The sequence below is a fragment of the Pseudooceanicola sp. NS-SX9 genome (assembly GCF_057380705.1).
This window is the reverse complement of sequence record NZ_CM170818.1, coordinates 1569137-1587359: the sequence shown is the minus strand read 5'-3', so window position 1 is coordinate 1587359 and position 18223 is coordinate 1569137. Positions and strand designations below refer to the sequence as shown.

Genomic DNA, 18223 nt, shown 5'->3' with positions numbered 1-18223 from the left:
GAGACATGCCCACGGAAATCCTGATGCCTGCCCTCTCTCCGACCATGGAGGAAGGCACGCTGGCGAAATGGCTGGTCAAGGAAGGCGACACCGTCGCCGCCGGTGACCTGCTGGCCGAGATCGAGACCGACAAGGCGACGATGGAATTCGAAGCCGTCGATGAAGGCGTCGTCGGCAAGATCCTGATCCCCGCCGGGACGGAAGGCGTGAAGGTCAACGCACCGATCGCCATCCTGCTGGAGGACGGCGAATCCGCGGCAGACCTCGGCAAGGCCCCCGCGCCCGCCGCTGCCGCTGCGCCGGAGGCGGCGCCTGCCGCCGACGCCGGTGCCAAGGCGGCCCCCGCAGGGGGCTCCGCGGCTCCGGCCGCCCCGAAGGCAGCTGATGGCGGGCGCATCTTCGCCTCGCCGCTGGCCCGCCGCATCGCCGCCCAGAAGGGCCTCGACCTTGCGACGCTGACGGGCTCCGGCCCGCATGGCCGCATCGTCAAGGCCGACGTGGAAAACGCCGTGGCGAAACCCGCCGCAGCCCCCGCCGCCGCAGCCCCCGCTGCCAAGGCCGAGGCCGCACCGGTCGCCAAGGCCGCCCCCGCCGGCCCCTCGGCCGAGCAGGTCATCAAGATGTACGAGGGTCGCGACTTCCAGGCGGTCAAGCTCGACGGGATGCGCAAGACCATCGCGGCGCGCCTGTCGGAAGCCAAGCAGACCATTCCGCACTTCTACCTGCGTCGCGACATCAAGCTCGACGCGCTGCTCAAGTTCCGCTCGCAGCTGAACAAGCAGCTCGAAGGGCGCGGCGTGAAGCTGTCGGTCAACGACTTCATCATCAAGGCCGTGGCGCTGGCGCTGCAGGCCGTGCCCACCGCCAACGCGGTCTGGGCGGGTGATCGTGTGCTGCAGCTCAAGCCCTCCGACGTGGCCGTCGCCGTGGCGATCGAGGGTGGCCTGTTCACCCCGGTGCTGAAGGATGCGGACATGAAATCCCTCTCGGCCCTCTCGGCCGAGATGAAGGACCTGGCGAAACGCGCCCGCGACCGCAAGCTCGCGCCGCATGAATACCAGGGCGGTTCCTTCGCGATCTCCAACCTCGGCATGTTCGGCATCGACAATTTCGACGCCATCGTGAACCCGCCGCATGCAGGCATCCTGGCCGTCGGCTCGGGCGTCAAGAAGGCCGTCGTCAACGACGCCGGCGAGATCGAGGTCGCAACGGTGATGTCGGTGACCATGTCGGTCGACCACCGCGTGATCGACGGGGCGCTCGGCGCCGACCTGCTGAAGGTCATCGTCGAGAACCTGGAAAACCCGATGATGATGCTGGCCTGATCCGGCATCGCAGCAAGGCAAAGGCCCGCTCCTCTGAGCGGGCCTTTTCATGTTGGCTCGCCCCGTCCCGATCCCCCGCCGCCTCCGACGGTCGATCCATCCCGGCCCATGGCAACATCGGGCCGCAGCCCGACAGCAGCTGTCATTCCGTCGCGATCCCAGGCAGCGCCGCGCCGTCGCCGTGGTCCCCTTCGTCCGTGCATCCCGGTCTCCGGCGCCACACCACGACAGCCCCCTCATCCCCCGGTCGCGCCCCTCACCGGCAGCCGTTGCAGCACCATTGGCCAACTCATTCAGGGGGGCGGGCGAAGGCGGGCCGCATCCCGATATCACTCGGCAAGCCGTCCCGACCACGGTCCGATGGGTTCGCCGCAGATCGTTCCATGCGAGGCCCCCTGGTGCTTGGCCAAGGTTCAGCGACGCCGATCAATCGTCAGCCTGGCCGAAGCCGCCACGGCCGCCGTCGCCAGCTGGAACCGTTCGGTGGCAAAAACACTGACGATGCTGCCCTGGCCCGCCTGCACCACCGTTGGTGCATCCGCCCAAACCGTCTTTGTCGAGACCGAAACCAGGATCTCTCCGCGGGCCACGCCCCGGGTCATCTCACGGATCATCTTCTGACGCCGGCCAACCCGCGCCGCCTCTTGGCCAAGCGTCCTCAGCTTGTCCGGCGCGGTGGTGTCCCCGGCCCCGAACAGCGACAGCATGGCCTGGCTGCGCGTGCCATTGGCCTGTTGCAGGACCGCCTCGGCGGCCAATTGCGCATCGACCTGCCCGGCAATGGCCGCGCGCACATACACGTCCCGCATCCCGCCCGTCAGCCGGGAGGGGGCCGCATCCCCGGCAGACGGCACCGCACCGATCGTCAGATCCCGGATCAGCGCCGCTCCGCCGGGCGGGGCCCGGATTGAGGCCGAGGTGATCTCGGCCCCATTGTGCCGGGAACCGCGCGAAAAACTGACAGCCACGACATCGCGCACCCTGCCCGCCTGCCAGCCAAGAGCCCCGAACGCCGCAGTCATCGAAGTCAGGCCCATGATGCATCCTCCTGCCGCAAGGATCCGACAGGAAGATGGATCAAGGATGAACGATGATCTTCACATCTGCAGTTCGCGCATCTGTCGCGGCGGCAGGTCTTCCATGACATGCGGTTCGTTCACCCGACCGAAGGCCTGCGGCCCATGGCATAGGAAGCGGCGCAGCAGGTGCGAGAAAAAGCTCATTTCGTCATGACGGTCGCGCAATTCCTTCAACTGGGCCGCCACCGCCCGCGCCTGATCCGCCTTCAGTGGCTGCGATGCATCCAGCGCCGCCAGGTTCAGGCAGGGGCCCATCAGATCCACCAGCATGCGTGCCGCCTGCGCCTCCATCTGGTTGGTCCCGGTGCTCTCGGTACGCAGTCGCGGCGCAAGGATCGACATCACCGGCCCGAGCGCATGCTGAAAGCGCAGCATCATGTGCTCGACCCGATCCCGGGCCTTGGACATCAAAACCCGCATTTGGGCCAGCTGCAACGGCCCGAAATCAAAAGGCCCGGCGGCGGCCAGAACAGCTGGCGTGGCCTTGGCGGGCGGCAGGTAGTCGCGGATGATCCTCATGAAGCCCGGCGCGAACGCCTGCGACACTGGCACGGGCTCGTCGCAGCGTATCACGTTGCTGACCCCCTGCCATTTCACCTTCATCCAGTCCAGATACCAGTCCCCACTTCCCTCGGGGCGCTTCAGGGAGATTTCGATCACGGTACGTTCCGACTCTTGATCCCAAATCTTATTCATTGCTCGATTTGCCTTTCAGCATGTCCTCTCGATAGACAGAGATTTGCGGGCAAATTGGTAAAAAACTTTCTAAAAAGTTCTGCACCCGCGCCGAAAAACGAAAACCCCGCCTCCAGTCGGAGACGGGGCCCTGAAACATCTGGAAAACGGCTCAGACGCCGTGGATCTGGTCCATGCTGACCGAGGGCTGATCACAGCCGGCCTCTCCGACGATGCGGGCCGGAACGCCGGCGACGGTTGTGCAGGGCGGCACCTCGTGCAGCACCACCGACCCCGCCGCAATGCGCGAGCAATGCCCGACGCGGATATTGCCCAGCACCTTGGCACCCGCGCCGATCAGCACGCCGTTGCCGATCTTGGGATGGCGGTCTTCCTCTTCCTTGCCGGTGCCGCCCAGCGTCACCGAATGCAGCATCGAGACATTGTCGCCCACCACCGCGGTTTCCCCCACCACGATGGAATGCGCATGGTCGATCATGATCCCCTTGCCGATGGTCGCAGCCGGGTGAATGTCGACGCCGAACACCTCGGATGAGCGCATCTGGAAGAAATAGGCCAGATCGACCCGCTTCTGCGTCCACAGCCAGTGGCCGATGCGATAGGACTGCACCGCCTGGTAGCCCTTGAAATACAGCAGCGGCTGCAGGAAGCGGTGGCAGGCCGGGTCGCGATCATAGATCGCCACGATATCGGCCCGCGCGGCCTCGGCGATGGCGGGATCGGCCTGGATCGCCTCGTCGCAGATCTCGCGCAGAAGCTGGCCCGGCATGTCGTCCGAGGCCAGCTTCATCGCAATGCGGTAGGACAGGGCACGCTCGAACGAGGCGTGGTGAAGGATCGTCGAATGAACCATCCCGCCGAGCAGGGGCTCATCCGCGATGGCGACTTTTGCCTCGCGGGTGATGCGGTCCCAGACGGGGTCCAGCTCGGCGAGCTTTGCTTGCGTGTTGGCCATGGCGCTTATCCCAAGTTTGGCGGTCAGGTTAGCAGATGGGGCCGCGCTTGGAAAATGCAAAGCCGTCCGGGGCCGGTTCACGAAACGGAATGGTTTACAGGCTGAAGGCCAGCGTCGCCGTTCCCCCTGCCCCGTAGCTGGCCGAAAGCTGCGCCACCTCCAGCGTGACGGCACCGCTGATGCCGTCGCTGGCCTGCTGGGCGGCGGTGTAGCTCCAGCCCGCCTCCGTCACCTCGACCTCGCGGAAGACCGTGCCGCCGCTGCGCAGGCGCAGGCGGAAGGCCAGGCTGTCCTCGCCCAAGGGGATCTCGGACAGGTCCCAGGGATCGCCCTCGATGCGGCTGCGGCGGATCCAGCTGAAATCAAGCCCCCCCGTCCCCTGTTCCGTCACCGCCAGGTGGCAGGGCGCATAGGGCCGCAAGCCGTTGCCGTCGAAGGCCAGCGCATAGTGGCGATAGCTCGGGTCATCGACCGCCTTCAGCGCCGGGCCCACCCTGTAGTGCCGTTCCAGCCGCCGCTGGCTGGGCGCGAGCGAGATCTGCTCGGGCACGCCGTTCATCAGCACCACGTAGGATCCCACCGGCCAGATGTCGGGCATCACCGCGTCGCTGCCCGCCTGGCCGCGCAGCCGGTGGCCGAGGCTGTAGGAGCGCACCCCCGTCACCTCGGCGTCGCGGAACTGGAACAGCTCCCACTTGCCCGGCGTGCCGTCACCGATCGCCATCAGGTTGGCGCCGGCCAGCAGCCCGGCCTCGTCCGTGGACGAAAGCGCCCCGGCGGTCAGGCTGACGCCCAGCCCCTCGCCGCGATCGACCCGGCCCAGGGCGGCGCGCGGCAGTTCTGACGTGGTGATCCCGATGACCGAGCGCGCCGACAGCACGCGGTCCAGCTGGTATCCTGCATCGCTGGCCGAGGCATAGAGCGCCGCGCCGCCGCTCCAGGGATCGGCGGTGACGGCGATATGGGGCGCATGGGGGACCTCGTCGCCGCGCATCAGCGGCAGGTCGAGGAACAGCGGGAAGACCGGCACGGGGGCCGCATAGACAGGGCTGCGCGGCGCCTCTTCCGCCAGCGCCGCGCGCAGGTAGATGTCGGGTTCGACCCGTGTCGCGTCACAGATCGCGGCCTCGGCGAATTCGGCCCGGTCGATGCGGTAGAACGCCTCGTCCTCGCCATCGCGATAGGCCACCACATCGCCCGGCCCCACGTCACGGCGCGACGGCGGCAGGGCAAAGCGCAGGGTGTCGCGGGCCACGCGGGTTTCCCCCAGCCAGCGTTCCAGGACCTGGCGGGCCTCGGTGCGGCTCATCGACAGCGACAGCTCGCTGCCGGCGACGACGCGGCTGGTGTCGCCCGGCAGGATCGCCTCTTCGGTGATCGCATCGTAATCGGCATCCGCCTCGATGAAGCGCAGCCTCATGCGGCCGGCGATCTCGGCCTCGGGGGCGCGGCTGTGTTCCAGATCGGCCTCCAGATCCTCGACCACGGCCAGCCCCTCGGGGGTGATGACCGCATCCGCCCGGCCGGTCCGCATCCGGAAGCTCAGCACGCCCTCGCGTTCGACCACATCGAAGCCGTAGCGCAGCATCAGCGACTGCAGCGCGGCGCGCGGCGCCGTCACCTCGTCCACCAGGAAGCCGCCGACATAGCCGTAAAGCCCCGATGTCTCGACCTCGGTCACGCCGGCATCGCGGCAGATTTCCTCGACCACACGCGCCAGCGACCGGCCGCCCACGCGCCCGGTGATCCAGTGCCCGGCGGTGTAGTTATCGCCATCGCTCCAGAGGTCGGTGTTACCGGGAAAATACGGGAAGGGCCGCGCGTCCCAGGCCCAGACGAAGGCGCGCGACATGTCGATCATCGGCCCGCCATAGACCGCGGACACCGGGTTCTTCGCCGCATCGTTCCAGTAGCCGTGCATCACCGACAGGTAGCATTGCTGCATCAGCTCGTCGCGCTGGCCGTCGGAATAGAACGGCAGCGCGGATTCCGAGCTTTTCGGATCGAGGAACTTGTTTGGCTGGTTGGTGCCCTTGTCGATGGCGGCGCAGCCCAGTTCGGTGAACCAGATCGGTTTCGACTGCGGCACCCAGGCGGTGGCCGAGGCCTGACGCACCCCGCCAATGCGCTCGTGATGGGCATTCGACCACCAGTTGCGGATGTCCTTGACGCGCCAGATCCAAGCCTCGCCCTGACCATCGGTGATGGGCGTGCGGATCTGGGCATCGCGATCTTCCTGCGAGGCATAGTACCAGTCGTAAAGTTCGCCCCCCTCGACATTCGAGGCCAGGTAATCGGCATCATAGATCGTCTTCACCGTCTCGGCGTCCAGATGCTCTATCCCCGAACGCCAGTCCGACAGCGGCATGTAGTTGTCGATGCCGACAAAGTCGATCTCGGCATCGGCCCAGAGCGGATCGAGGTGGAACAGCCGGTCGCCCGACCCATCGGCGGGCTGGTAACCGAAATATTCGCTCCAGTCGGCGGCATAGCCCAGCTTGACCGAAGCCCCCAGAATGGCGCGCACCTCGGCGGCAAGCGCCCGCAGCGCGGCAACCGCCGGGAAGCTGCCGGCGCTGCCGCGGATCTGGGTCAGACCGACCATCTCGGAGCCGATGCAGAAGCTGTCGACGCCACCCGCGGCCTTGCACAGAGCCGCGCAATGCAGCACGAAACGCCGATAGCGCCATTCGTCGGGGCCCGCATAGCTGACGGTATCCCCCGCGACGGTGAAATCACTGGCCTGAGCCGTGCCGAAGAAGGCCGCGACTTCGGTTGCGGCGGTGGCGGTGCCATCGGGGGATCCGGCGCGGCCGGGGGCCTCGGAACAGGTGATCCGGCCGCGCCAGGGCAGCGCGGGCTGGGTGGTGGCATCGCTCCAGGGGTCGGGCAGGCTGTTGCCCTCGGTCTGGTCCATCAGCATGAAGGGATAGAACATGACCGCCTGACCGCGCGCGGTCATCTCGCGGATGGCCTCGATCACCGAGGCATCCGCCGGTGTGCCGCCATAGATCGGCCGGTCCGAACCATCGCCCGACACGATCTGCGCGGTCGCGCGCGTCAGGCCACTGACCGACCATGGCATCTCGGCGCCGTCGAACTCGGCCTGCTCGACCTTGGGGCGGATCTCGCAATCACCGCAGCGCAGGTCGTTGCCGAACCAGCTGACGATCAGCGAGACCGCGCCGTTGTTGGGCAGCGCGGCCTCCAGCTGATCGAGCGAGGTTTCCACGTCGCTCTTGCCCGAGGGGGTGTTGACGTTCTGCAGCTTGCCGCTGCCGGCGCCGTAATCGTGGCGCACAGGCGTCGTGGCCAGGGCATATTCGCCGCTACCGGGCATCATCGCGACGCCGCGGATCGCATGGGCGGGTTCGGTTGCGGCGCCCGCCAGCGACAGAGGCGCGGGCCGCAGAACCTCGAAGGTGAACTGCGGCACCCGGTTGCCGAACAGCGTCAGGTCCAGGTCCTCGAAGACGACATAGGCGGTGCCGCGATAGGCCGGCACGGAACCCGCCCCCTCGATCGCCTCCATGCGGGGGTCGGGCAGCTGGTCCTCGGATCCGACATAAAGGCGCATGTTCAGCGCATCGGGCGCCACTTCAGCCCCATCCGCCCAGATCCGCGCCACGCCCGAGATTTCGCCCTCGCACAGCGCCACCGCCAGGTTCACGGTATAGCCGTACTGGGTGCTCTGCGGCGCCGAGGTTCCCTTGCCGCCGCCGGTGGTGGTGGCGGTCTCGGTGAATTGCGAGGCCCAGATGACCTGCCCCGCGATCCGCATCCGCCCGTAAAGGCGCGCAACCGCATCGCCCTCGCCTGCGTTCGACAGCCGGAACCGTTCGACCCGGCCGCTTTCGACCGCATCCGAACCCCCGCCCAGAATGCGCTGGTCGATCGACTGGCCGATGGCGGCACCGATGAAGCGGCCGATGGCAACCGAGGACAGGCCAAGCGCCGTGCCCCCGACAGAGCCGCCGATGGCCGCGCCGGCGGCAGACAGGATAAGGGTGGCCATTCAGATCTCCTCCTGCGGCGGAAAGGCGAAACGGGCGACGATGCGGCGGCGCCAGGGGGCACTCAGCGGACTTTCGACGACCGCGTGGCGGGAATAGGCGTGGATGAAGCTGGCCCGGGCGCCGGTTTCACCGGCAATCCCGAGGTGCTTGGCGACCCCGCCGGCGCGCATGCGAAACAGCAGCACGTCACCGGGGTCTTCGGAACCCGGTGGCTTCTCCACCAGGTGTCGGGCGGCGGCCTGCCACAGGCGCTCCTGGCGCTGCGGCTCGGACCAGTCGGCGGTATAGGGGGGGACGGGTTCGGGTTCCTGGCCGTAAAGCTCGCGCCAAAGGCCGCGCAGCAGCCCCAGGCAATCCGTCCCCGCCCCCCGCACCGAGGCCTGGTGGACATAGGGTGTGCCGATCCAGCCCCGGGCAGCCAGGACGATGCGCTGGCTCATCTCAGGCTCCCGCCCGAGGATTGCCCGGCGCGCGCCGGCACCACCATCAGCCAGTCGTCGCCCGGGATGTCCGGAAAGCCGCGGAAGTTCACCGCATTGGCGAATTTCTCCTGGCAGGTGGCGAGCCGCTTGTCGCAGCCCGCCTCCAGCCGCAGCGCGGGCGTCGCACCGGGTTCGACCGGCAGCGGCATCCAGAGCTCGATCACCCGGGTGCTGCCCTCTGCCCAGTCGCGCTTGACCGGCACCGAAACGCCCGCCGCCGCCCCATCGAGGACATGCAGCATCCCGCGGGCAAACCAGCCCGCCTCGTAGCCCGTCAGCCCCTCGATCCGGAACACCCGCGCGCCCGTGACCGACGTGGCCGTGGCTTCGGCGCGGAAGGCGGGATCGCTCAGGTCGACCCCGCAGGCGCCATCGCCCAGGATCGCCGCGCAGGGCGTCTGGTAGGATCGGCCGACGGGCTGGTTCAGCGCCTCGGTCAGGCCGCGCAGCTCGGCCTTGAAGGCGCCGCCCGCGCGGGTGATCTCTCCGATGGTGCCGCGGAAAATCATCTGCCGCGCTGTCACATCCTGCCAGTTCACCAGCCAGGCGCGGACCTCGGCGCCATCGAAGCGCCCCGCCGCAATGTCGGTATCCGAGATCGCCGCATCGCTCAGCGCACCCATCGCCTCGGTATTGTCGACCGAAACGCCCGTGCCCTGCTGCAGCGCCGAGGCCGTCAGCCCGGTATCCGCGCGAAAGGCGATCCCCTCGAAGGTCAGATCGACGTCATGGTCGGTAAAGCCCAGCACAGCACCATCGTGCCGGGTGATCGCCCAGGCATTGCAGGTGGTGGTGATGCCGCCCGCCAGATGGGCCGCAAGTTCGGGATCGAAGGCCATCAGCGCACCTCCACCACGGGGACACTGGGGACATCCCCCGCCTGGAAGGACGCGACCGACACATGGATGCGGTCGGTGTCGAAGCGGACCGGCACGTCGAATTCAAAGCCCGCCGTCACCGCGGCGCCGGTGCCGGGCGGGGTTGCGAAGGTGATCTCTCCTGTGCCGTAATCCACCGTGAAATCGGGGCCTTCGGTCTTTTCGGTGCTGCTGACGGCCGCGCGCAGCGTGCCCATCACGGGTTTCGTCACCGGCCGCAGGTAGCTTGCATTGCCAGAGGCATAAAGCTTGGCCAGCACGAAGACCGTCGTCGCGCCGTCGCCGGTGCCGATCAGCTGGTCCTGGGCGGTGATCTGGGCACTGGGGGCGCAGGACTTGTAGTCGGACCAGTCCTTCCAGCGAAAGCCATAAAGCTGGCCGCGGCGGGCCTCGAAGAAGGCGATCAGCGCCTCCAGATCATCAAGCGAACGCATCGCCACACCCGCGTCGTAGCGCCGCCGGGAATGCTGCCAGCGCGAGTTGCGCTCCTCGTAGCCATTGGCCAGCGTCACCACGTCTGTGCGCCGCTCCGGCCCGCCGGTCGAGCCGAAGGAGAGCGTGGTGGGGAACCGGATCTCGTGAAAGCTCATGGTCGTCTCCTCAGCGGTTGCGCTGGCCGCGGGCAATGGCGCGGCCCATCTGGGCGGCGATCTGGGATGTCGAACGGCGGAAGCCTTCGGCATCGGGGGTCGAGACATGCATGACCACCTGCACCGCGCGGCCGCCGCCCTCGCTGCGGATGCCCAGTTGGCCGTCGGCGCCGCGCGACAGCGGCACGATGGCCTCGGGGCCGGCTTCGCCCATCAGGCCAGTGCCGCCGCGCATCGGGAAATAGGTCGGCGCATTCACCACGCCACCCTGAGCAAAGGGCGTGGCGCTTTGCATCAGCGCCCCCAGGCCTTGCGCGATCAGCCCGCCGAAACGGTCGGTGATCGGACGGGATGCCGCGGAATAGGCGACACGGCTGGCCGTGCTCGCGACCCCCTGCAGCGCCTCGCCCGCCGAGGCGCCGTTGAACAGCACCCCGTCCAGCGCCTTGCGCAGACCGCGCGACAGGCCACGCTCCAGCGTCTGCATGTCCTTGCCGGTGTCCTCCATCGCCGCGCGCATCCGCTGCAGCTCGGCGCCGAAACCCGCCGCCACCTCGGCCGCATTGCCCAGGCTTTCATCCAGGCCGTCGACCTGCGCCTGAAGGTCCGTGACCCCGTTCAAATCCGCCATCTCAACCCTCCTGCCGGGCGCACCCGGTCGTCATTCCTCTGGCGTGGTATCGGGGAAGGCCGCCAGCAGTTCCTGCAGCCGCCCCTTGCCGAAGACCGGCGCGGCCCCCGGCAGATCCCCCAGCATCAGCCGCAGCTCGGCCGGGGTCAGCTGCCAGAACTCGCGCGGCAGCAGGCGCAGCCCGCAGATCCCCGCCCGCATCAGCGCGGGCCAGTCCAGCCCGCTCATCCCGTGTCCCCCGGCAGCACGAAGGCGCGGGCCAGAAGTTCCGCCGCCCGACGCGAGGCCTCTAGCGGCCCGCCCGCGATCTCGGCGCTCAGCAGGTCGCGGGCGGTACCGTTCCAGCCCCCGCCCCGCAGCCCCGCCACGATCAGCGCCAGCACGTCGCGGGTGGTGAAGGCGCCCTCCTCGAAACGCTCGACCAGCGCCGCCAGCGACCGGCTTTCCAGCCCCGCCTCCAGCTCGGCCAGCGCGCCCAGGGTCAGCTTCATCACGCGCCGCTCGCCATCGACGACCAGCGCGACCTCGCCTGCCAGCGGATTTGCCATCACAGCGCCGTGAACGTCAGCGCCCCGGCCGAGGCCAGCGCCAGCTCGTAGGTCGCCTCGCCGTCATGGGCGCCGGCATATTCGATCGAGGTGATCAGGAACGGCCCCTGCACGATGCCGAAATCGGGGATGATCACCTGAAAGGCCGGCGTCTCGCCCTCGAAAAAGATCTGCCGGGCGCGTTCGTCGCTGGCTTCGTCGCGGAAGACGCCCGAGCCGCTCAGCCCGGCCGAGCGCACGCCCGCCCCCGCCAGCAGCTCGCGCCAGCCACCGGTGCTGTCGAGGCTCGTTACATCGACGCTTTCGGCGTTGAAGCTCAGCCGCGAGGCCCGCAGCCCCGCCAGCGTCTGGAACGAGCCCCCGCCCGTCATGTCCACCTTGATCAGAAGGTCCTTGCCGTTCTGGGCCACCATGTTCGTCTCTCCGTCCAGGGATCAGCTGTCTTGCACGCGGGCGCGGAAGGTCAGGTCGATGCGGCGCAGCCGCCCCTCCCTGCGGGCCCGCGCCTTCAGGAAATTCAGATAGATCAGGCTGCCGCGCGTCAGCGCAGGCACACCCGCCGCCAGGGCATCCGACACCGCCCCCGCCACGGCCTTGGCCGCGTGGAAGCCGTCCTGCCCCGCCACGACCGAGATCACCACCTCGTGCAGCGCGCCCGCGCCGCTCTTGTCGGAGGCATCGCGCGCCGTCTCGGGGCCAAGCGCCACCCAAAGCGCCGGCGGCGTACCCTGGGGCGGCGCGTCAAAGATCGCGTCCCCCACCAGCGACAGCAGCGTGGCATCGGCGCTCAGCGCCTCGTAGATCGCGCTCTGCAGCGCGGCGGAAACCGCATAGCTCATGGGGCAAGCTCCTCGTGGGCGAGGCAGGTCAGGTAAAGACCTGTCGCATCGGCCTCGGTGACGGCGTCGATCAGGTAGATGCGGCTGCCGCACAGGAACCGCTCGCCCGGCACCGGCCGGTTCGAGGCCCCGACCGGCGCCCCCCGCACGGTGATCGCGACACGCTGCGCATGAACCGGCTGGTCGGCCAGATCCGTCACCCCGCCGCTGCGCGGCGCCACCTCACCCCAGAGCGTCCCGAGCGCCTGCCAGCTTGCGGTGCTGCCGCCCGCGCCATCGGCCAGGTGGCTCAGCGCCTCAAGGGTCAGCCGGCGGTTCAGCCGGGGGCTCATGCGCGGATCCCCTTGCCCAGCCGGATCGGGCGGTAGCGTTCGATCAGGGCGGTGACGCCGAAGGGCATGCAGCCCCGCGACAGGCCCGGATCGTTGCGGTATTCATAGTAATGCGCCGCCAGCAGCAGCACCGCCTGCGCCAGATCCGCCGGCAGCACCGCCCATTCCGTGGCCGCGCCCGCCGTCATCAGGACCTCGGCCTTGCCAGCGTCGGGGATCGTCGGCAGCAGCCCCGACACCCGGCGGAAGACCGGGAAATAGGAATCAGCGGTGATGCGGAACTCATCCCCGGTGATCGAGGTATAGCTGGTGTCGTCCTCGTAGATGCGGACCTCCTGCAGGAAGCGGATCGGGGTCACCGGGACGCGCACGCCCTCGGGATCAGACCATTCCTCCAGCGTCCAGATGAAGTCGCGCTGCAGGAAGACCTGACCGGTGCGCCCCTCCAGCGCCGCGATGGCGGCACGCAGATAGGCTTCCAGCACGCCGTCCTGCAGATCGTCCTCGGCAAAGCCCGATCCCAGCCGCAGGTGATCGCGGAAGGCCGCAATCGGCAGCACAGCGGCCGCGACCTGGTTCGTTTCGACTAGCAACATCAAATTTCTCCCGTGATCCCGGGCCTCTGCCCGCCCTCATCCCACGCCGGAGGGGTCCCCCCGGCGCGTGTCTCCCAACGTTGCTCGGACGGAGGGAGCAGCTGGACAACGCATGCAGGAGACACGCGCCCGGCGGGGCCACAGACCCGGCCCCGCCGACCCGCCGCCCTTACGAAGCGGCGAATTTCAGCAGCTTGATCGCCGCGAAATCGCTGACATCACCGCCCACGCGCTTGGTCGCGTAGAACAGCACATGCGGCTTGGCGCTGAACGGATCGCGCAGCACGCGCAGGTCGGGGCGCTCGGCGATGGTATAGCCGGAATGGAAATCGCCGAAGGCGACCGAATAGCTGCCGGCCGCAATGTCGGGCATGTCCTCGGCCACCAGCACCGGATAGCCCATCAGGCGTGCGGGCTCGCCCGCGGCCAGGCCGTCCGACCACAGGAAACGGCCGTCGGCATCCTTCAGCTTGCGCACCGAACCCGCGGTTTTCGAGTTCATCACGAAGGTGCCGTTGGCGCGGTAGCGTGCGCCCAGGGCATAGACCAGGTCGATGATCGCATCTGCCGGCTCGGTCGGGTCGAAATCGCCCGAGGTCCCGGTTGCGACATAGCCCAGATTGCCCCAGCTCCAGGACGCATTGGCGACCTTGGTGTTGATCAGGAAACCGGTCGGCTTGTCGGCACCATCGCCCGAGACGAACGCGGCCGCCTCGGCGCGCGAGAACTTGTCGGCAATACGCTCGGCCAGCCAGCCCTCGATGTCGAAAGCGCTGTCGTCCAGCAGCCGCTGCGAGGCCTTCGGCAGTGCCGACAGCTCATAGAGCGGGATCGAGATGCGGTCGATCGAGGGCGTGGTGGTCTCCGAGACCGAGCTCTCGTTGCTCCAGCCCGAGCCGATGTCGGAGGTATCGATCAGCACGTCGTAGGAGGTCGCGTTGACGGTCACCACATTGGCGACCTGACGCAGCGAGGCGGCGCTGCGCAGGACGGTGCCGACGCTGGCCGAGGTCACCGGATCCACCAGATAGCCGCCGTCGCCCGACACGGTCGAGATCGCCTTGCCTTCCAGCTCCAGGCCACGCAGGCCATCGTCGTCGCCATTGCGCAGATAGGCGTTGAAGGCCTTCTGATGGGGGGCCGCGATGTCGGCAGAGGCGGCAAGCGCCGGGCGCGCGGCGGACAGGGATTTGCGGTCAAGCATGGTCAGTCGGCTTTCCTGTTGTTGAAGTCGTTCCTTGATGTCGAACTGGAAGTCCTTGAACTCCCGCACGAAATCCGTGATCGCAGATTTCACCTCGGCGACCGGAGACACGATCTCTCCGGCCCGAGAACTCTTCTCGGTCATACCCATCGACTACCTCTCGATTGGAAGATGAGAGCGCCCTAGCGGCCGCCCAACTCGGCCCCCGCGGCCCTCAGGGCCGCTGCCAATTCGCGCAGCGGCTCCTCCAGGGGATCCATCCCCTTGGCGGCCACACGCGCACTGGGCAGCATCGGGAAGGTCACCAGCGACACCTCCCACAGCTCCAGTTCCGTCAGGAGCCTGCGGCCCCCGTCATCCTTGGCCGCCCGCTTCGTGCGATAGCCGATCGACAGCCCGTCGATGGCCCCGGCACGGATCAGCTCGGCGGCCTCGCGGCCCCGGGCGACGCCTTCCAGCAGGCGCCCCTTGACCCACAGGCCCGTGGTGTCCTCGCGGATCTCGTCCCAGATGCCGATGGGCTGGGCGGGATCGTGCTGCCACAGCATCTTGACCCGCCGCCCCTCGGCCGCCAGACGCGACAGGCTGGCCGTGTAGGCGCCTGCCTGCACGATGTCGCCGCCCTGGTCGCAGGCCCCGAACCGCGAGGCATAGCCCTCGATGGTCAGCCCGTCGGACTGCACCGTCAGGTCCTCGTCAAAGCGGCAGAACTTCTGCTCCAGCCCCGAGGCCGCCTCTTTCATCTGTTCGTACATGGTCATGGTCTCCGATCAGGGAAGCTGGTCCAGGATGGACTGGAAGGCCTGGGCAAGGATCGCGCCGACGATGCCGAAGACGGTCAGCCACAGGCGCTTTTCCAGCCGCTCGACCAGGGCCTCCAGCCGCGCGATCCGCTCGTGCAGCGCATCGTTTTGCAACTTCGAGACCTTCTCGTGCGATTGCAGCCGCAGCGAGGGGCCGCATTCGAAATCCTCGTAGACGGGACGCGGATCAGGCATCGCCATCCTCCAGAGGCGGCAGGCCAAGGGCGGCGCGCTTCTCGGCGCGGGTCAGGAAATCCGCCTCGCCGATGCGCTTCCACTGGCTGTCGCGTTCCGCCGACAGGGCGGGCACGCGGTCCAGGTCCGGGCGCAGCTCCAGCTGTTCACCGCTGAAGCGTTCCAGCCATTCGGCCACGGCGGCGGTGACGCGGGTCGCCAGCGGCAGCACCGTCAGGCGGAAGAAGGCGCGGTGGGCCTCCTGGTAATTGGCATAGGTGGCCTCTCCGGGGATGCCCAGCAACATGGGCGGCACGCCCAGAGCAATCGCGATCTCGCGCGCGGCGGCCTCCTTGGTCTTGTGGAATTCCATGTCCGAGGGGCTGAAGCCCATGGGCTTCCAGTCAAGCCCCCCCTCCAGCAGCATCGGCCGGCCGGCATTGGCAGCGCCCTGATGATACATCTCCATCTCGGCCACCAGGCGGTCGAACTGGTCGGGGCTCATGGTGCTTTCGCCATCCCCGCCCTTGTAGACGATCGCCCCTGAGGGCCGCGCAGCATTGTCCAGAAGCGCCTTCGACCAGCGCGAGGCCGAATTGTGTACATCAAGCGCCTGCGCCGCCGCCTGCAGGGGCGACAGGCCGTAGTGATCATCCTGCGGATGGAAGGTCTTCAGATGCAGGATGGGCGAGCGCGGCCCCGACACGTCAAAGCGCACCTTGCTGGAATTCACCGTGTAATCGAAAGCCACCGGCCAGCCATCAGTGCCGGGCACCAGGCTCATCCGGTCCGAACGCAGCACGTACAGCTCGACCGGCGTGCCTTCCTCGGCGGCGACGGCCTCCAGATAGGCGTTCCCGGTCAGCAGCATCTGGCCATAGAGCGCCTCGAACAGCTCGGCCCGGCCCTGCATCGGGTTGGGGTTGCGCAGCAGCGACAGCACCGGGTGCTGGTCATAGCGGCGCGCCTCGTCCTGCAGGATCAGCGGCAGCGAGGCCGCGGCCTCGGCCACCAGTTTCACCGCGCGGAACACCACCGGGTTGGCGGTGAAACCGGTGCGCGTCAGGCTTGCGGTATCGCGCGCGGACCAGGCGACGCGACCGCCGCTGGCATAGGCAACGATGCGCCCCGTGGCCGAGGCCTTCCGCTCCGGCGCGCCCTTCACGGACGACCCGGCATCCTTGCGGAAATAGTCGATGACCCCCATGCGTCTCTCCTTGCTTGCGTCGCGTCCCGCCCTCGGGGCGGTGGCCGGGGTCGTCCCGGGCCGTGCGAGGAATGTGCTGGAAATGGATTAAATTCACCTCAGACCACCGTGCGGTGGGTCACAGGACCCGAAGTTGCGGCCGCACCGCCGGGCGCTGTGCCAGCACCAGCTCGTGCAGCGCCCAGACCAGCGCATCCAGCCGGTCGGGGCTGCCGCGGCCTTCCCAGCCGCGCGTCGTCATCTGCGCCAGCTGATCCTCCAGCGCGCCCAGACCCCGGGCGTGATGCACCCGGCCGCGCTCGTAAAGCATCGCCACCGGCTCGGCCCGCGCGGCCTTCCCGCGTGTCGCCCGCACCGTCTTCAAAGGCACCAGCGGATCGACCTGCCGCAGCACGCTTTCCACCAGATCGCCGCCCTGGTTGACCTCGGCCACGATCCGGTCAGCACCGTGCCGCGCCATGGCGGCAATCGCGGCCTCGGCCCATTGCAGCGGTGACGCCGCCCGCACCGAGGCATCCTCCAGCACATAGGCCTGCCAGTCGCCCAAGGGCCCCTTCTGCACAACGCCCGCGACGATGATGCCGCATTCGTCCGACCCCTCGTGGCCGGTGACCGGCGGGTCGATCGCCACCACGATGCGATCCAGCGGCGGAATGTCCCTGACCTGCGCCGCCTGCAGCATCGCCTCGGTCCAGAGCGCCCCTTCCGCATCGGCCATCAGGATACCGTCCAGCTCCTGCCGGCCCAGCCTTGTGCCCGCGTAGCGCGCCCGCACCTCCTCAAGGAAACTGTCGGCAAGGTTGGCGCGGTTCGCCTCGGTCGGCGCATGGGTCACGACCGTCGACGGGCTTTCGAGCAGCTTCTTCAGCACGCCCACGTTGCGCGGCGTGGTGGTGACGCAGACGCGGGGATCCTCGCCCAGCCGCAGCGCGAACTGCAGCATGTCCCAGGTGTCCTGCGCCTTCTTCCACTTGGCCAGCTCGTCCAGCCAGGCGCCGTCGAACTGCGGGCCCCGCAGCGCCTCGGGCTCACTGGCGGAAAACGCCTGCGCCTCGGCCCCGTTGGGCCAGATCAGCTTGCGCTCGCTCGCCTTCCACAGCGGACGGCGATCGGGGGGCGAACAGGCCATGATGCCGCTTTCGCCAAAGATCATCACGTCGCGCACCTGGTCAAAGGTCTCGCCCACCAGCGCAAGGCGCCTGCAGCGCCCCGGCTCCAGCGGCAGGTTGCCCTCGACCTGTGTCCGCACCCATTCGGATCCCGCCCGCGATTTCCCCGCGCCGCGCCCGCCCATGATGACCCAGCTGCGCCAATTGCCATCTGGCGGCAGCTGATGCGGCAAGGCCCAGAATTCAAACAAAAAAGGGAGAGCGCGAAGCTCTCCCTCATCAAGGTCATCCAGGAATGCGTTCTGGATGTCCGCACCTGCGGAGGCGATCCAGGCGGCACCCGATCGAAGCCCTTGCGGCCCCGATGTCGATGTCTCCGCCTGGCCGATGTCCCTGTCTTCCATCTTCAAGCTTCGCCTCCATTTCCATAGCAAAACCGATCCATTTGCGGATCTCCTGACACATCTTGGTGGTCTCCCCGACCGCCGCGACATCGCCGGCGCGCACCCTGTCCTGCAGCGCCTCCAGATCCCTGGTGATGTCGCCGATTTGGCGGTCGAGCCTGTCGATAGTGTCCCGCAGCCGGGTCTCGTCTCTGTCGGACCGAGTTTTCATTTTTTTGCCTCGTGCGTTATCGTTGTCCCTCCGACGCGCAGCACGAAAAAACGGCCCAAGGGTTTCCCCCAGGCCGTTTGCCCATGTGTTCCAGCATGTCACAACCTATACGGGAAACCGTTCGGTGGGTCAAGGCCCCCCAAA

Annotated in this window: 21 protein-coding genes; 1 reads left to right on the top strand and 20 read right to left on the bottom strand. The window is 68.1% G+C overall.

What is annotated here, in order from left to right; all coding sequences use genetic code 11:
- The first annotated feature begins 5 nt into the window (after positions 1–5).
- A complete protein-coding gene (locus AC2ITM_RS07545; RefSeq protein WP_486469200.1) occupies positions 6–1325 on the top strand; it encodes a pyruvate dehydrogenase complex dihydrolipoamide acetyltransferase in 1320 nt (439 codons plus the stop codon).
- A gap of 413 nt (positions 1326–1738) precedes the next feature.
- On the opposite strand, the gene AC2ITM_RS07540 is transcribed toward AC2ITM_RS07545, so the two are convergent.
- From AC2ITM_RS07540 to AC2ITM_RS07445, 20 genes are all read right to left on the bottom strand, one after another.
- Positions 1739–2362 carry a hypothetical protein gene (locus AC2ITM_RS07540; RefSeq protein ID WP_486469199.1) on the bottom strand — a complete coding sequence of 208 codons (624 nt, stop codon included), beginning with the start codon at positions 2360–2362 and terminating at the stop codon, positions 1739–1741.
- 60 nt (positions 2363–2422) lie between these two features.
- Positions 2423–3064 (bottom strand): hypothetical protein, encoded by a 642-nt coding sequence (locus AC2ITM_RS07535; RefSeq protein ID WP_486469198.1) that lies wholly within the window; start codon positions 3062–3064, stop codon positions 2423–2425.
- 187 nt (positions 3065–3251) lie between these two features.
- Complete coding sequence (cysE, locus tag AC2ITM_RS07530) at positions 3252–4055, bottom strand: serine O-acetyltransferase (protein ID WP_486469197.1); 804 nt, start codon at positions 4053–4055, stop codon at positions 3252–3254.
- A gap of 94 nt (positions 4056–4149) precedes the next feature.
- The gene (locus AC2ITM_RS07525; RefSeq protein WP_486469196.1) at positions 4150–8070 is read right to left on the bottom strand and encodes a baseplate multidomain protein megatron; all 3921 of its coding nucleotides are present in this window, start codon (positions 8068–8070) and stop codon (positions 4150–4152) included.
- A complete protein-coding gene (locus AC2ITM_RS07520) occupies positions 8071–8511 on the bottom strand; it encodes a C40 family peptidase (RefSeq protein ID WP_486469195.1) in 441 nt (146 codons plus the stop codon).
- Complete coding sequence (locus AC2ITM_RS07515) at positions 8508–9392, bottom strand: DUF2163 domain-containing protein (protein WP_486469194.1); 885 nt, start codon at positions 9390–9392, stop codon at positions 8508–8510. Before AC2ITM_RS07515 ends, AC2ITM_RS07520 begins: the two co-directional genes overlap by 4 nt.
- A complete protein-coding gene (locus AC2ITM_RS07510; RefSeq protein WP_486469193.1) occupies positions 9392–10021 on the bottom strand; it encodes a phage distal tail protein, Rcc01695 family in 630 nt (209 codons plus the stop codon). The genes AC2ITM_RS07515 and AC2ITM_RS07510 overlap by 1 nt, the downstream gene beginning before the upstream one ends.
- 10 nt (positions 10022–10031) lie before the next feature.
- A complete protein-coding gene (locus tag AC2ITM_RS07505) occupies positions 10032–10652 on the bottom strand; it encodes a phage tail tape measure protein (protein WP_486469192.1) in 621 nt (206 codons plus the stop codon).
- 30 nt (positions 10653–10682) lie between these two features.
- Positions 10683–10880, bottom strand: a complete 198-nt coding sequence (locus tag AC2ITM_RS07500) for a rcc01693 family protein (RefSeq protein ID WP_486469191.1) — start codon at positions 10878–10880, stop codon at positions 10683–10685.
- Positions 10877–11200, bottom strand: coding sequence for a gene transfer agent family protein (locus AC2ITM_RS07495; protein WP_486469190.1), 324 nt, complete (start codon positions 11198–11200; stop codon positions 10877–10879). Before AC2ITM_RS07495 ends, AC2ITM_RS07500 begins: the two co-directional genes overlap by 4 nt.
- A complete protein-coding gene (locus AC2ITM_RS07490; protein WP_486469189.1) occupies positions 11200–11613 on the bottom strand; it encodes a phage major tail protein, TP901-1 family in 414 nt (137 codons plus the stop codon). Before AC2ITM_RS07490 ends, AC2ITM_RS07495 begins: the two co-directional genes overlap by 1 nt.
- Positions 11614–11634: 21 nt before the next feature.
- Complete coding sequence (locus AC2ITM_RS07485) at positions 11635–12039, bottom strand: DUF3168 domain-containing protein (protein ID WP_486469188.1); 405 nt, start codon at positions 12037–12039, stop codon at positions 11635–11637.
- The gene (locus tag AC2ITM_RS07480) at positions 12036–12371 is read right to left on the bottom strand and encodes a head-tail adaptor protein (protein ID WP_486469187.1); all 336 of its coding nucleotides are present in this window, start codon (positions 12369–12371) and stop codon (positions 12036–12038) included. The genes AC2ITM_RS07485 and AC2ITM_RS07480 overlap by 4 nt, the downstream gene beginning before the upstream one ends.
- A complete protein-coding gene (locus AC2ITM_RS07475; protein ID WP_486469186.1) occupies positions 12368–12967 on the bottom strand; it encodes a head-tail connector protein in 600 nt (199 codons plus the stop codon). The genes AC2ITM_RS07480 and AC2ITM_RS07475 overlap by 4 nt, the downstream gene beginning before the upstream one ends.
- A gap of 169 nt (positions 12968–13136) precedes the next feature.
- Entirely contained in the window at positions 13137–14321 is a 1185-nt protein-coding gene (locus tag AC2ITM_RS07470) for a phage major capsid protein (protein ID WP_486469185.1), read from the bottom strand.
- A 32-nt stretch (positions 14322–14353) separates the two neighbouring features.
- The gene (locus AC2ITM_RS07465; protein ID WP_486469184.1) at positions 14354–14926 is read right to left on the bottom strand and encodes an HK97 family phage prohead protease; all 573 of its coding nucleotides are present in this window, start codon (positions 14924–14926) and stop codon (positions 14354–14356) included.
- A gap of 15 nt (positions 14927–14941) precedes the next feature.
- Positions 14942–15169 carry a GTA head formation protein, RCAP_rcc01685 family gene (locus AC2ITM_RS07460; protein ID WP_160896960.1) on the bottom strand — a complete coding sequence of 76 codons (228 nt, stop codon included), beginning with the start codon at positions 15167–15169 and terminating at the stop codon, positions 14942–14944.
- Positions 15162–16355, bottom strand: a complete 1194-nt coding sequence (locus AC2ITM_RS07455; protein ID WP_486469183.1) for a phage portal protein — start codon at positions 16353–16355, stop codon at positions 15162–15164. The genes AC2ITM_RS07460 and AC2ITM_RS07455 overlap by 8 nt, the downstream gene beginning before the upstream one ends.
- Positions 16356–16473: 118 nt before the next feature.
- Complete coding sequence (locus AC2ITM_RS07450; RefSeq protein WP_486469182.1) at positions 16474–17868, bottom strand: DNA-packaging protein; 1395 nt, start codon at positions 17866–17868, stop codon at positions 16474–16476.
- Positions 17750–18079: a hypothetical protein gene (locus AC2ITM_RS07445; protein ID WP_486469461.1), complete on the bottom strand. Its 330-nt coding sequence runs from the start codon at positions 18077–18079 to the stop codon at positions 17750–17752. Before AC2ITM_RS07445 ends, AC2ITM_RS07450 begins: the two co-directional genes overlap by 119 nt.
- Positions 18080–18223 lie beyond the last annotated feature (144 nt).